15 protein-coding genes and 1 tRNA gene are annotated in these 13564 nt (G+C 61.3%); 3 read left to right on the forward strand and 13 right to left on the reverse strand.

Features of this window, described 5'->3' with window-relative positions:
• Positions 1-8 precede the first annotated feature (8 nt).
• Both OKW76_RS03125 and OKW76_RS03130 read left to right on the forward strand, forming a co-directional pair.
• Positions 9-84 (forward strand) — tRNA-Lys (locus tag OKW76_RS03125).
• A 184-nt stretch (positions 85-268) separates the two neighbouring features.
• On the forward strand, positions 269-712 hold the full coding sequence (locus OKW76_RS03130) for a hypothetical protein (protein ID WP_265551055.1): 444 nt from the start codon (positions 269-271) through the stop codon (positions 710-712).
• A gap of 24 nt (positions 713-736) precedes the next feature.
• On the opposite strand, the gene OKW76_RS03135 is transcribed toward OKW76_RS03130, so the two are convergent.
• From OKW76_RS03135 to OKW76_RS03155, 5 genes are all read right to left on the reverse strand, one after another.
• The gene (locus OKW76_RS03135) at positions 737-964 is read right to left on the reverse strand and encodes a hypothetical protein (RefSeq protein ID WP_265551057.1); all 228 of its coding nucleotides are present in this window, start codon (positions 962-964) and stop codon (positions 737-739) included.
• Between the two features lie 4 nt (positions 965-968).
• Positions 969-1247 carry a hypothetical protein gene (locus OKW76_RS03140; protein WP_265551059.1) on the reverse strand — a complete coding sequence of 93 codons (279 nt, stop codon included), beginning with the start codon at positions 1245-1247 and terminating at the stop codon, positions 969-971.
• Positions 1237-1659 carry a hypothetical protein gene (locus OKW76_RS03145; RefSeq protein WP_265551061.1) on the reverse strand — a complete coding sequence of 141 codons (423 nt, stop codon included), beginning with the start codon at positions 1657-1659 and terminating at the stop codon, positions 1237-1239. Before OKW76_RS03145 ends, OKW76_RS03140 begins: the two co-directional genes overlap by 11 nt.
• 87 nt (positions 1660-1746) lie before the next feature.
• Positions 1747-2070: a hypothetical protein gene (locus tag OKW76_RS03150; RefSeq protein WP_265551063.1), complete on the reverse strand. Its 324-nt coding sequence runs from the start codon at positions 2068-2070 to the stop codon at positions 1747-1749.
• A gap of 202 nt (positions 2071-2272) precedes the next feature.
• Positions 2273-3025, reverse strand: coding sequence for a hypothetical protein (locus OKW76_RS03155; protein WP_265551065.1), 753 nt, complete (start codon positions 3023-3025; stop codon positions 2273-2275).
• A 216-nt stretch (positions 3026-3241) separates the two neighbouring features.
• Here OKW76_RS03155 and OKW76_RS03160 point away from each other — a divergent pair, with 216 nt between their 5' ends.
• Positions 3242-4201, forward strand: coding sequence for a hypothetical protein (locus OKW76_RS03160; RefSeq protein WP_265551067.1), 960 nt, complete (start codon positions 3242-3244; stop codon positions 4199-4201).
• Between the two features lie 176 nt (positions 4202-4377).
• Here the strand turns inward: OKW76_RS03160 and OKW76_RS03165 are convergent, their stop codons facing one another.
• From OKW76_RS03165 to OKW76_RS03200, 8 genes are all read right to left on the reverse strand, one after another.
• A complete protein-coding gene (locus OKW76_RS03165) occupies positions 4378-5739 on the reverse strand; it encodes an AAA family ATPase (RefSeq protein ID WP_265551069.1) in 1362 nt (453 codons plus the stop codon).
• A gap of 205 nt (positions 5740-5944) precedes the next feature.
• Complete coding sequence (locus OKW76_RS03170; RefSeq protein ID WP_265551071.1) at positions 5945-6199, reverse strand: helix-turn-helix transcriptional regulator; 255 nt, start codon at positions 6197-6199, stop codon at positions 5945-5947.
• A 129-nt stretch (positions 6200-6328) separates the two neighbouring features.
• A complete protein-coding gene (locus OKW76_RS03175; protein WP_265551072.1) occupies positions 6329-6532 on the reverse strand; it encodes a hypothetical protein in 204 nt (67 codons plus the stop codon).
• Between the two features lie 360 nt (positions 6533-6892).
• Positions 6893-8185 (reverse strand): tyrosine-type recombinase/integrase, encoded by a 1293-nt coding sequence (locus OKW76_RS03180; protein ID WP_265551074.1) that lies wholly within the window; start codon positions 8183-8185, stop codon positions 6893-6895.
• A gap of 747 nt (positions 8186-8932) precedes the next feature.
• Positions 8933-10027 carry a recombinase RecA gene (gene recA, locus OKW76_RS03185; RefSeq protein WP_319937621.1) on the reverse strand — a complete coding sequence of 365 codons (1095 nt, stop codon included), beginning with the start codon at positions 10025-10027 and terminating at the stop codon, positions 8933-8935.
• A 173-nt stretch (positions 10028-10200) separates the two neighbouring features.
• Positions 10201-10509 carry a hypothetical protein gene (locus tag OKW76_RS03190; RefSeq protein WP_265551076.1) on the reverse strand — a complete coding sequence of 103 codons (309 nt, stop codon included), beginning with the start codon at positions 10507-10509 and terminating at the stop codon, positions 10201-10203.
• Positions 10510-10771: 262 nt separating this feature from the next.
• Positions 10772-11116 carry a response regulator gene (locus OKW76_RS03195; protein WP_265551078.1) on the reverse strand — a complete coding sequence of 115 codons (345 nt, stop codon included), beginning with the start codon at positions 11114-11116 and terminating at the stop codon, positions 10772-10774.
• 39 nt (positions 11117-11155) lie between these two features.
• Entirely contained in the window at positions 11156-13534 is a 2379-nt protein-coding gene (locus OKW76_RS03200) for a response regulator (RefSeq protein ID WP_416221839.1), read from the reverse strand.
• Between the last annotated feature and the right edge of the window lie 30 nt (positions 13535-13564).

Raw genomic sequence — 13564 nt, forward strand, 5'->3', positions numbered from 1 at the left:
CAGGGTATGGACGCATAGCTCAGTTGGTAGAGCAGCTGACTCTTAATCAGCGGGTCCTTGGTTCGAGCCCAAGTGCGTCCACCATATTTCTCTCTATATTTTAGCTACTTATGCGGTGTCCTATTTCCGTCGGTGAGTTGGCTTGCTTTTCGCTCTAGCGTATTTCTAGCGGCTCTGCCGTCCGCAGCGCTTCGCTGCTTATTGACTGGTATGCTGTGGCGGAAAGGCCGTTGGTCCGTCACAACCCGCCGAGGCGTGAGGGATTGCTATGAAAAAGAAGCTTTATCAGGATTTGGTTAGTCGCATGGAAGCCGCCGCCGCAGATGGCCGGGATGTTGAAGCCGCTTGGTTCGCGTACGCCGTTCTCGAAGACAGACTACGCTCATTGCTGCGTCAGAGCGGAGGCGAGGGTCAGAGTAAAGGCATCGGCAAGCCAATCCGAATGATGGGTCCTAAACTGAAAGAGCTCGCGAAACGCGCAAAGAAAGACGAGCTGCTGAAAAGCTGCTTTGAGTACGATAAGCTAAATCAGTGGAAGCACGACCGAAACGACCTGGTTCACGCTATGGCTGATGGCTCTCAGACCATAGAGCAGATTGATGCTGCTGCCGCGTCGCTTGCGAGCGAAGGAGTCGTTCTGGCACGGACTTACGCCGCTGCAGCTCGACGATTGAAAAAGAACCGCGCACAGGTTGCCGTTCCCCCACTGTAATCGATACGCCATGCTGCCGTATCGTCAGCGGGCATGGTCCACGTTCCAAACTCCTGCCAATTCCCATGCACGCAACGCCGCTACGATGACGATCATGTCGTCCGCCTCAAGCGCCCCGCTTTCGATGCCGGGTAGAACCTCCTGCTCCACCCAAGCGTCGAACGAGCCGAACCAAAGGGTGAAGGGCGATGGTGTCGGCTTCGCTCCGGTCTCCAGCCGTTTCACGCGGCGGCTCAGAGCGCGGATGCTCATGGAATCAACCTAGACCAAGCCGCACACGCAAGTCGTGCCCTACGACACTGACAGCCTTGGGCGTTGTTTGCGCGAGCATGGCGGGGGTTGGCACCTCGGGCGACCGCCTCCGATTGAGCACCGCTACCAGCGCGGGTGCGACGCGCATGTTGTGCGCCATGCACGCTGCGTCGATCGCCTGATCTTCGTCCAGCACCTGGAAATGGCGGCGGACGATGTTGGGGGCTTCTTCTATGGGCATTCCATACTTGGCGGCTGGCGGGCGCGGTTCGTCAGCTTTCATGGTGTATCACCTTCAGTTGGCGCAGCACGTCGAACATATCTGCGCGGATTTCCGGGTCGTCGCAGTCGCGCATGACCTCCGCCGCCGTGGTGACCACAATCCGGCGTAGTTCGCCCCGTTCCTGATCGTTCATGCCCGCGATGAAGTCGCGGAACGGGTGCCAGCGCTTGGTGCGGAATATGTCGTTGTGGCTGAGCGGCACGACATAGAGGGGGTGCGACATCTGGTCCGCCATGCTCACAGCCCAATCCAACCACATCTGATATTCGCTGATCGGCCGGTAGGATGTGGCGAAGGAACGCCGCACGCCGGGCGTATCACTTGGCCCCGTCCAACCGACATAGACCATCACATCGTCGTGTTCAGGATCGTCCGCGATGACGCGGTTCCGAAGTGTGGTTATCGTCGTCATGGCTGACCTCCGTGGGGGTATGCATCAATCCGGCGCGGTGCCGTTCGCACTCGGCCTTTTTGCAAAATATGCTGGGGAAAATTGGATTTACCCTCGGGCATCGCGCGCCTCCTCAAGAGCTTCAATCCGAGCCGACAGTTCCTCGGTCGCCCGAATGTCCGAGAGCGATTTGATGCTGTCGATGATGAGCCGCCCAACGTCCGGGGCGACTGCACCCGCCGCGATGGCCTCCAGCACCTGCGCAACCTGATCGCTGATCGGCGCAGTGGCATCGAAATCGAAGTTCACCTTCTCCGCCTGCGCCTTGATCGACGGCAGGGTCTTGGCGAGAACGATGGACGCGGCGTTGGTGTCGCCCTCCAATGCCTTTCCAATCAGCACGGACACGATGGCGCGCATTTCATCGAGCATCTGGCGCGTGGCTAGTAACCGCCGATCCGGGATGCCAGCCGGTCTGCCGTTCGGGTTTGGCGAAGGTCCACCAGCTACCCACGACGGGTTGCCCGCACCGCGCACGGGCTTCTCCGAAGGGGGCGCGGGCTTCCAATCGCTGCCCCAAGGGGGCTGAACCACAGCGGTCATCGAACTACCTCGATTTGATTAGAGCAAGGGGTCAGACCGCGAACGGTTTGTGCGATTCGTCCCGTTTTGCACGCAACATCGCCGGGGTGATCTCACCGGAATATTGACCGTGCAGGTCGAAGTTCGGACCCTTGACCTTGATGGTGCCGACCGCCTTCGCGACCTCCCTCTTCAGCACGCCCATGCGACCGTCGATCAGATCGCGGGCGGCGGTGACCGCGCGCAAGCGTTTCGCCAGCCCCGGATTGAACCGTTCGTGGTACTCGCGCAGCAAGATCGGCTTCATCTCATTTTCGATGCCGCTCAACATAGCGGGCGCGCCCAATACAGCGCTGGCGACCACCTCATCGCCATCGCGGATCGCTTCGGAGATTGCCGCCATGCGCTCGCCGGTTTTGAGAGACTTAAAGTGGGCGCGGATTTCGCTGCTGACCATCTGGCTGGCTTTGGATTCGACCGCTTTGGTCATTTCCTGTTCCCACACCTCGACCTTTGCGTTCAGCGTGGACGAGGCGGCATCCCAAAGCGGATATACCTTCGCAAGCATCCGGCTACGCGCGAACTCATCGACTTTCAGAAGCTGACCGGCTTCATTAAGCGTGGGGTCGTCTGCCACCGCCGTCTTGGCGTTGTGGATAGCACCAAGCGCAGCAAATGCTTCGGTGAACGCCGACTTGGCAGTGCTTAGGTAGGTTGCGGTATCTTCGTCGTAATCAACGATAGTCGCCATCGCGGCATCGGGATCAAGATCGAGACTTACGCGGACGTCGATTTCATCAGCCATTTGGCTGCCTCCCATGTTGGATGCGGCTAGACATTGGCTACAGACTAGGGAGCACGCTGTAAGTCGTACAAGCGGTTTGTTTGTTAAAACAATTACTTAGGTCGGTTCAGGCGTGGCAGGACCGTGAAACAACATATTTGTGGGTCGGGGATTTACGGGTGATGACCGCACGCGTTCGCACCGGTAAGGCTGTGAGAGACCAGCGGGATAAATCAGATGGCAGTAGCCGAAAAGTCGGGTGGCGTTCCGCGAGAAGCGTTCAAGCGCGTTGCTGAGGCATTCCTCATAAGCAACATGGATGAGCTGATGCATCAGTTGCGAGTTTTGTCGGCTCAGAATGATGACCTGACAAACTGCATTCGCGATGCGTCTGAGGGCCTCCAAAGCGTGATCAGTGCCGCTACGCTACCCTTTCAGCTAACCCTCGAATCTGTCCAGCAGCGCCACTTTGACCGTCATCTCGCTGCCGAGCGCATCCGAAGCTTGGAGGATGTGCCGTTTGGAGAACAACCCTCCGAGCAACAGGAGCAGAAAGCACTAGATATAGCACGCCGCAAGATGCGCGAGTTTATAGACAGTAAGGAAGGTACGAATTCCATCCGAGATTCAGTTGTTTACGAAATGAATCGAAGCCTTACCTCATCAAACATATCCTCTGCAGCCAAGGAAATGATGGTTCAGACGCTCGTCTCAACCTGGGCGGTATTTGAGCATTTCGCATCTTCTTTCGTCGTTGCATGGCTAAATCATGATCCGCGACGGTCTCGCTTAATATTATCTGCACCGGAGCTAAAGGCATATTTCGGAAAACAGGTGGTCGACATTGAAGCTATAGATGACCACGGCTTTGACCTTAGCCGATCGATGGGAAGCGTGATTTTCCGGGGAAGGAGATTGGACAATCTCACTATTCTCCGCGCTGTAATAAATGCCATTTTCGATGAAGAGTATTTGCGAAATGCACTTGGTAACGAGCTCTGGATGTTGAATCAAAAGCGCCATCTATTTGTCCATAAGCGAGGTTTAATCGATCAGGAGTACCTTCAACGGACGGGTGACAAAGTTACTTTGGGGCATCGGCTTAGCCTGTCGAGCAATGACATAAAGACTTATATTGCTGCCGTGCAGAAAGCCATCGTTGCTATCGTAAGCGCGGCGGCGGCGCATACCGAATAACCGACAGACCGCGTAGAATTGCCCGATGGCGAAATGGGCGCATGCGCTTAGGGGAAGCCGGCAAACTGGGTGAAGTGGGGAATGTGGGGGCGGCGGTAAAGTGAGCAGTTGCTAGCACTTCACCCAGTTTCCCCACATAGTAACCACACCCCCCACTTTCCCCACCCTACCCTTGTCTATGCGGGGCTGGCCTTTGGTCGGCACATCCACACGCCGTTGATGTTCTCTTTCAGCATGTGGTCACCACTATGCTTGTCCCACCAGCTTGCAGAGACGACTTTTTCCTGCAAAGCGACCTGTTTGACTGTGGTTACAGGCAGCCACTCGTGGTTCGGGTAGATCATGAAGAACGCCTGCATCCACATTGAAAACGCCCCTTCATACTGGCTCTTGGGGCCGCGAGATTTGCCGACCGTGCTGTTCGGGGTCAGTCCTGCGTCCAGTTCGTCCCACGCCGGGCGGGTGGCATAGATCGGCTTGCCGTTTCTGTGGTCATTTCCAACCTCGACGCGCTCGGTGCGGAATTTCCATGCCCCGCCCGGATGCTCGGGTAGGTTCACCTTCACCTGCATAAACACCTTGGCGTGCGGGTCCGGTTCCTCGTCCTCGGTGCGAGGCTGCTCAATAACAGCGCACAGACTGCGGCAGGTTTGTGCGAACGCCGCCGATCCCAAGACGCGGTGAAGCATGGAGCGCGTTGTGTCCTTGGCGAAATGGGTGACGCAGACGATGGCGATGTTATGCGTTTGCGCGAGGATCAGCCACGGCTCCAACACCGTCCGAAGCTGCCCAGCGTCGTTGAGGTCCACCTTACGTAGCTTCTGCCCCGGCAGGTAGCTGGTGACAGGATCGATCACGAGCATTGCGAACGGGCTGCCCTGCTCGCGCGCATACGCCAGCCATTGTCCAACCGCTTCCAAGTCGTCCTGCATGGAGAAGGTATTGCGCTTGCCCCCCTGCATGACGCCCTGAATCTCAACGACGTTCGCAAGGTTGGCACCGCACGCGGTGAGCCTCGGCACCGTCATTTCCTCAATGCTGTCCTCGCTTCCGAGCCACAGCACCCGTTCGGGCTTCCGCCATGCGTTCGGACAGTCATACTCACCCGGCCACGGCTTGCCTGTGGTTATTCGGGCCGTGATGTCAGCGAAGATGGTGGACTTGCCCGCACCGGTCTCACCGGCAAGCAAAGTGATATATCCCTTCGGCAGCCAACCCGTCCAAAGCCATTCAATGGCGTGCATCCGCACGCTTCCAAGATCACGACCGATAAGCTGGCGCGGGGCGTCGCTCCCTTTCGCTGAAAGACCGCGCTTCACCTTTTCCTTTTCAAGCTCTGCTTCCTTGCCAAGGCGGAAGTTTTCCAAGATGATTTCGGATCGGCGCTCACTGACCAGTTTTTCCTCCTTGCTAACGTAGAAGCCAAGGTCTGGATCATGACCCGCTCCGCTCTCAGCGCGGATGCGCGCAGCTTCCCACTGGTCCCGCGCGGCCTGCACATCTGCAGAGACGCCGGTAACATCGGATAGGTCAGCCATGACGAGCACCCCCGTCGGTCGGGCTGGTAGTCAATCTGTCGGCAATGCCGGTCACACCCGGCGAATTTTTACGCGGCGCTACATTTTGCCGAAAAACGTTCGGGGATTGCAGACCGATGGCCGAATCCCGTATTTTGCTGGTGCTCACATCGATACTCCGGGCGGTGGGGGTGGCACCCCGCCGCCTAATCGTGATGGGGATGAGTTAGGCCGCAGCCTGTTCGCTGGTGCTTTGTCGCGCACCAGACGCGAGCCAGCGCAGCACGTCGAGTTCGGCGTACCAAACGCGGCGCGTACCGGGCGGGCTGAAATAGCGCGGACCCTCGCCCCGAAAGCGATACTGTTCGAGGGTGTTAAAGTGGACGCGGAGAAGGGCGGCGGTCTCTTTGGTATCAAGGGGGCGGCGCTTGGGCACGTAGGCGAACAGGTCGCAGAGCTGTTCAAAAGTCATTTCAGACATGCAGGATCTCCCGCAGACGTGGTGCGAGCGAATCCCAGCTAAGCGACGGGGCCGACCCGCACTATCAAGGATAGAGACGGGCCAGCAAGCTACTTATAGCGCAAGCAAAGCGCGAATACTTTGATTATTTTATGGTAGATCAAGGTCCGTAGCCGTTACAATTTCCTCGAAAATGGCTTCTTTGATGTGATACATGACGAACGCCGGGGATATGGGTCGGTCATAAGATTCCATGAAACGCCAAGCATATGCAAAGATCTTGGACAAATTGTCGTGATCAAACAATTCCGCATTGGCGAGGCGTTCATCGATCGTGCTGAATTTGTTACTCACATCGTGTCTCCAACAGTAATCGCTGGTGACACATCAATCGCTGTGAGCAAGATATGCGCGAGGCGGATTAGCATTCCCGTCCCGCACGGACGACCGGCAAGTGCGGTCGAAAGCTACGATGTGTAAGATGAGGATATGCCGATTCGATCGGCAGAGTCGATGCTGAATCTTTTTGGTCGATAAACTGATCAGGGGGCGAAGCTAGTATCGCCGACCTTCGACCGATTAGGCCCATTTGGGCGAGAAACCGCCTTCCGGCTACAGGCTTGCACAGGTCCCGACAGCAGCCCCGCCGCCCCTAACCCGGCAGCGGCCCCGGCCTCACCGCTGTAGCGGCGGCTGTGCGGCCCCGCTCGTGCATCACGCGGTGCGTATCAGGGGCACCACGTTCTTGCTGGCGGCGATAGCGGCCTGCTGCTCAATCCAGTCACCGACCTTCTGCACCTCCGGTTGAAGCCAATCGAGCCGTGCCAGGTCTAGGTAGGAGCGCGAGGTTACGTCATCGGACGCGGGCTTGTGGCCAGTCAAAAGATCGCAGCGGAATTTCTCAATTAGGCATTCCCGCATAGCAATGTTCGTGAACGTGCGGCGCAGGTCGTGGAGCGACAGGTGCTTCCCGGCTATCTCGCCAATCGCCTGCATGGGGGCGCGCGCGTCCATAATTCGGCCAGTCTTACCCCACGACGGGAACACGAACGGGCTTACGCTGCCGTCCTCTAGCTTAAGGCGTGGGCGGGACCTGAGCAGCGCCACCGCCTGCGACGACAGCGGAAGCCATATCGGATCACCACGCTTGCGGTCGTCCAAATGCCAAAGGCAGTCGGACAAGTTGTGGTCATCAATATGCACGCGGTCCCATGTCAGCGTTGCCATCTCGTCGCGGCGCGCGCCCGTCAAAAGTGCGAAGATGGTGAGGTCCACGGACGCAAGCGCCTCATAACCCTGCACCGCCCCGCGCATGTCGTGCAGCTTGTTCCACACTTCACCCACCTTGCGCTTGTCGATGTAGCGTTCGGTGCGCGTCCCCAGCTTGGCCCAATGGTGCTTAAGCGCATCGACGGGATTGTCGCTGATTAGCGCCTTGCCGTCAGCCTGCCGGTACTCGTCTATCGCGAAGCGGATCAGGATGCGCAGGGTGACAAAAGCGGCGTTGGCGCTGGCCGGTGCTGCCTTCTTCCCGTCCAGACCGCCCTTTGTCAGCGCGGCATGACGCTCCTTCACCATGTCGCGGGTGATGCTGGCGATGGGTAGCGATGCCCACTTGGCGAAGGTCTTCTCAACGTGGCGGCGGTACTCAGCGGCGGTGCTAGCTTTCAGCTTACCGGGGCGACCGACATACGATTCCAGAACGTCTTGGAGCGAAACCTTCATAGCGGCGTCGGCTTTGACCACAGCGCGCGGGTCGATCCCCTCTCGCATGTCCTGCAACACCTTCTGCGCCCGCTTGCGCGCGCCGTCCTCGGTTAGCGTGCCATATGGGCCAAGGGTGAACTGGATCGACTTACCAGCGACCCGCCCCATGACGATGAACACTCGCTTGCCCTGCTCGGAGACGCGCAGACCGTAGCCCTTCACGTTGTCATCCCAGTGGACCGCGTAGCCCGAGGCGGGTGGTGCGACCTTGTCCACGAAGGTCTTCGTAATCTTCGCCATGCTGCTCCTTAGCTGCTAGATTCTAGCGTATTTCTAGCAAGGAGCTTACAGCTACGACAAGGAACCACTAAAAAGCAACGGCGAAAAGCACGGTTTATCAACGGTTATGCCTGCTAGAACAAGCTAGTGCAAACTAGCGCAAGGGCGTGATTCCAAAACTCTTAATCAGCGGGTCCTTGGTTCGAGCCCAAGTGCGTCCACCATATTTTACCTAGGTTCGATTAGGCAGCGCGAGCCAAGTAGGTCTGATTGCGCCCGTGACGCCTATGCTGCTGGGGTTTCATCAAGCGCTGCTAACGGCGCCCGCGGCGCGATAACGCGCCGCGCGACGGTTTTCCGGCAGCGATTCCTGCTGTTGTATTGACGATCGACATCGTCACTTCTGCCGGCTGCGGCTCGGCGGGGATCGTTGCGGCAGTTTCGCTCGCGCGCCGTCGGGGCGCCGCGACAGCTACACTGCCGACGACAGGGCGTGAGGCGTGACCTTGCATACCAAGCTTTTCCCGACGATGATAATCGCCGCGTTCAAGCTCGCCGAAATCAGACGGCGCGGGCGGCGCCTTCGTTGATCATTACGCGTTGAATGACATGCGGTGGTAAGGACCGCCGGCAATGACCGAACCGTGCCCTTCTGTGGCAGCACGGCGCGAACACTGTGCGGATGGCATGGTGTCAAAGCCCGCGCGATGCCATCGGCAGTTCAGCAGGGGCCGCGCGCGATGCGCGCAAGGCCCCTGCCCTCCCGGATCATTCGTCGTCGAGATCGTCCTCGGCGCTCGGGCCGACCATCAGTTCCTCGGCGACCTTGTCGGTGCGCGCGCGGATCGCCTTTTCGAGCTTGTCGGCCATTTCTGGATGCTCGCGCAGATAATTCTTCGAATTCTCGCGGCCCTGGCCGACGCGGACGCTGTCGTAGCTGAACCACGCGCCCGATTTCTCGACGAGGCCGGCCTTCACGCCGAGGTCGAGTATCTCGCCGATCTTCGAAATGCCCTCGCCATACATGATGTCGAATTCGACCTGCTTGAAGGGCGGCGCGACCTTGTTCTTGACCACCTTCACGCGCGTGGCGTTGCCGACGATGTCGTCGCGATCCTTGATCTGGCCGGTGCGACGGATGTCGAGGCGGACCGAGGCGTAGAATTTGAGCGCGTTGCCGCCGGTCGTCGTCTCGGGGTTGCCGTACATCACGCCGATTTTCATCCGCAGCTGGTTGATGAAGATCACCATGCAGCGCGATCGGCTGATCGAGCCGGTGAGCTTGCGCAGACTCTGCGACATCAACCGCGCCTGGAGGCCGACATGGCTGTCGCCCATCTCGCCCTCGATCTCGGCGCGCGGCACCAGCGCGGCGACCGAATCGATCACGAGCACGTCGATCGCGTTCGAGCGCACCAGCGTATCGACGATCTCGAGCGCTTGCTCGCCGGTGTCGGGCTGCGACACGATCAGTTCGTCGATGTTGACGCCGAGTTTCTTGGCATAGACCGGGTCGAGCGCATGCTCGGCATCGACGAACGCCGCGGTGCCGCCGCCGCGCTGCGCCTCGGCGATCACGTGGAGCGCCAGCGTGGTCTTGCCCGACGATTCGGGGCCATAGACTTCGATCACCCGTCCGCGCGGCAGGCCGCCGACGCCAAGGGCGATGTCGAGTCCGAGCGATCCGGTCGAGATCACCTCGACCTGCATCGCCTCCTTCGAGCCCAGCCGCATCGCCGAGCCCTTGCCGAATGCGCGGTCGATCTGCGCGAGTGCGGCGTCGAGCGCCTTTTGCCGGTCGCCCGCGACCTTGTCGGTGGAAGCTGCCATCTTGCTGTCGATCACCTTGAGTTGTGCTGCCATGTTGGAGCGCCCCTATCGCTAGAACAACCGCGCGAACCGTTCAACGCATGATGGCTATGTATATGGTTTGTTCCATGGGAACAAGAGGTGAACTCAGGGAACAGGTCGAGGCGAGTTCCGCCGCGGCCACGACCGACCCACCCCGAGCCTTTCCCTTCCAGGGAGGGAAGAAGTCAGAAGGGGGTTTTAAGGCGGAGCATCATGCGCTGGCTGGTGAGCCCGGGGCCGATCTGTTCTGCTTCGACCTCTGCCGCGGCGCGGGTATCGCCGAACAGCGGGATTTCGGCCTTGGGCAGCGCAGACGATGCTGCGGCGTCGCCCCGCAGCGGGCGAAGGCGGAAACGTTCGTTGGTGTCGCGATCGCCACAGACGATGATTTCGTCGCCGGCGGGGGCGGCGCAGCGATCAAGGATGTCGATTCGCAGCGGCGGGGCGCTTGCCGGGCTGACAGCCTGGAGGAGGTTGGCGAGGAGGTTTAGCATCGCGGGCTTCCGCTGGGGGAAGCGCGATCGTCGGGGCCGATTGTGGCGCAGTTGTGGCTTGCGCCGGGTTGGCTGGTTTCTTTGGGGATCGTGCGAAAACGCGTGCCGGGTGTGACGGGGCGGTTTCTCGACTTCGCTCGAAACGAACGGGGTGGTTGCGAGTCCCTGGCGCGCAGCCGGGACAGCCTACGCCAGCCACCAACCCACCCCCAGCCCCTCCCTTTCAGGGAGGGGAGAGCTCTACAATGCTGCCTTCAAAGCTTTAAAGCGAATCGAGCGCCTTTTCGACGCCGTCCATCGTGAACGGCTTGGACAAAACCGGGCGGTCGCGATGATCGTTGGCCAGCACGTCGCCCCCGGTTGCCAGCACGAAGGGAATCCCCGCCGCCGCCAGCGCGTCGGCGACCGGCCAGCTCTTCTCGCCGCCGCGCAGGTTCACATCGAGGATCGCGGCGTCGACGCCGCCGGCGTTCACCAGCTCGAGCGCCGCGGTCACGGTCTCGGCGGTTCCCGCAACATCGCGGTCGAGTGCGTCGAGGAAATCCTCGAGCATCATGGCAATCAGGGGCTCGTCCTCGACGATGAGGATACGCTGGCGTTCGGTCATCCGCGGGTCATAGGCAGAACATGGCGGTTTCGCCAAGTCTCAATCGTTTAGCAACGCAGCGCGCGCCGCCTCGGCGAGCTGCTGGACCGAAAAGGGCTTGGGCAGAAACGCGACATGGTCGAGGTCGATCGAGCGTCGCAACTGCTCCTCTGCATAGCCCGACATGAACAGGATCGGCAGGTCGGGATAGCGCGCACGCACATGGCGCACCATCGTCGGGCCATCCATCATCGGCATCACCACGTCGGAGATCAGCAGATCGGGGCGGTCGCAATTGGCGAGCAGCTCGAGTGCGGCCTCGCCATGTTCGGCGGTGAGCACCTTATAGCCCTGCCGCGTCAGCGCGCGCTCGGCGACCGCGCGCACCATCGCTTCGTCCTCGACCAGCAGGATCGTGCCGGTGCCCCAGGTATCGGCCTTGCGCACCGGCTTGGGGGGCGGCTTCACCGGCGCCTCGGTCGCGGTGTGGACGGGGAGGTAGATCGTGAAGACCGCCCCCTGCCCCGGCGGCGATTCGGCAAAGATATAGCCGCCCGATTGCTTGACGATGCCATACACCGTCGAAAGCCCGAGCCCGGTGCCCTTGCCGATCTCCTTGGTAGTGAAGAAGGGTTCGAAGATCTTCGACAGCGCCTCGATCGGGATGCCGGTGCCGGTATCGCTGACGCGCAGCACCGAATAATCGCCGATCGGCAGCACGTCGTCGTCCATCCGGCGGACCTCGGCGGCGGTGATCGCGAGCGTTTCGATCGTGAGCGTCCCGCCGCCATTGGGGTTCTTGGCAAGCATCGCGTCGCGCGCGTTCACCGCCAGATTGACGACGACCTGTTCGAGCTGCCCCGGATCGGCGCGCACCGCACCGATTCCGCGACCATGCTTGACGTCGAGCCGCACGGTCTCACCGAGCAGCCGGGTGAGCAGGTTCGACACTTCCGAAATGATGTCGGGCAATTGCAACGTTTGCGGCCGCAGCGTCTGCTGGCGCGAGAAGGCGAGCAATTGCCGGGTCAGCGCGGCGGCGCGGTTCGAATTGGCGCGGACCTGCTGGATGTCGTCATAATCGCTGTCGCCGGGCGAATGACGCATCAGCATCAGGTCGCAATGGCCGATGATCGCGGTGAGGATGTTGTTGAAGTCGTGCGCGACGCCACCCGCAAGCTGGCCGACCGCCTGCATCTTGATCGCCTGCGCGACCTGGCGTTTGAGCTCGCCCTCCTGCCCCGTTTCCTTGAGGCTGATGAGCACTGCGGCCTCGCCCAGGCCGCGCGCGCCCGCGAGCGTCAGCGCGATCGGCTCGTCGGGGCGGCCCGCAAGCCGCACCTGCATGTCGGCCGAATGCGTGGCACCGCCTGAGAAGCGGCGAATCGCATCGGCGAGCGCACCCTTGTCTTCGCGCACCACCAGGTCGCCGGGATAGAGCGGCGGCGGACCCGCCGCGATCCCCGCGGCGCGGACGAAGGCGTCGTTCATATGGACGAAACGACCCTCGCGATCGACCAGCGCCATGCCAAAGGGAAGCAGCGACACCAGCGCGCGGACATGCGCGGTGACGTTCGATCCGATCGCCGCGGGAAGCCCCGATTCCTCCTCGTCGAGCAGCGCCACCACCAGCGGCGCGTCGTCCTGCGCGCTGATCGGCACCTGCAGCAGCCGCAGCGGATTGCCCGCGGCGCCTTCGCGCTCGAAGCGCAGCAGCCCGCTGCTGTCGGTGGTGAGGAAGCGCGCGAAATCGCGGCCCTCGATCGCGGCATCGGCCTGCCCCATCGCGCGCAGGCGAAGCACGCGGTTGGCGGCACGCACCCGGCCCTGCGGGGTGAGCGACGCGACCATGATCCCCGCGCTCGCCAGCCGATCGCCGACCTTTCCGCCGAGCAATGGGTCGAGATCGACCGCCGATCCCGCATCGGCGGCGCGCGCGAACCGCCACACCAGCATGTCGTCGCCCGCGCGCACGATGCCGATATCGAGTGCCGCACCGCCATGCGTCAGCGTCGCCTCGCCCTCGCCATCGCGCCAGGCGGCGCGCCCGGTGGTGCCGAGCGCCGCCGCGGCGGCGGGATCGATCGGCAGATTGGGCGGGGTCGGCAGGCCTTCGAACAGTTTTTCATAGGCGCGGTTGGCGCAGACGAGCTTGCCGTCGCGATCGGTGACTGCGAGTGCATCGGCGCTCGCGGCCGCAAGCGCGTTGGCGACCGCCCAGTCGATCGTCGGCGCCGGCGCGACCGGCGCGGGCCGGGCGGCACGAAACGCCAAGGCTGTGCCACCGAGCACGATGCCGCTGGCGAGGAAGGCGGCGGCGACGCGCCAGTCTTCGAGCACGAGGAAGACCACCAGCGCCGCGAGTACCCCCGCCCCGCCGGCGATCAACATTACGCGGGTCGCCGGGGATTGCGGGTCGGGGGGTGCGAGCGATGCCATCGCCGCGTGTTGGGGCCGGGGTTTCGGGGC

The sequence above is a fragment of the Sphingomonas sp. S1-29 genome (assembly GCF_026167545.1).
Taxonomy (GTDB): domain Bacteria; phylum Pseudomonadota; class Alphaproteobacteria; order Sphingomonadales; family Sphingomonadaceae; genus Sphingomonas.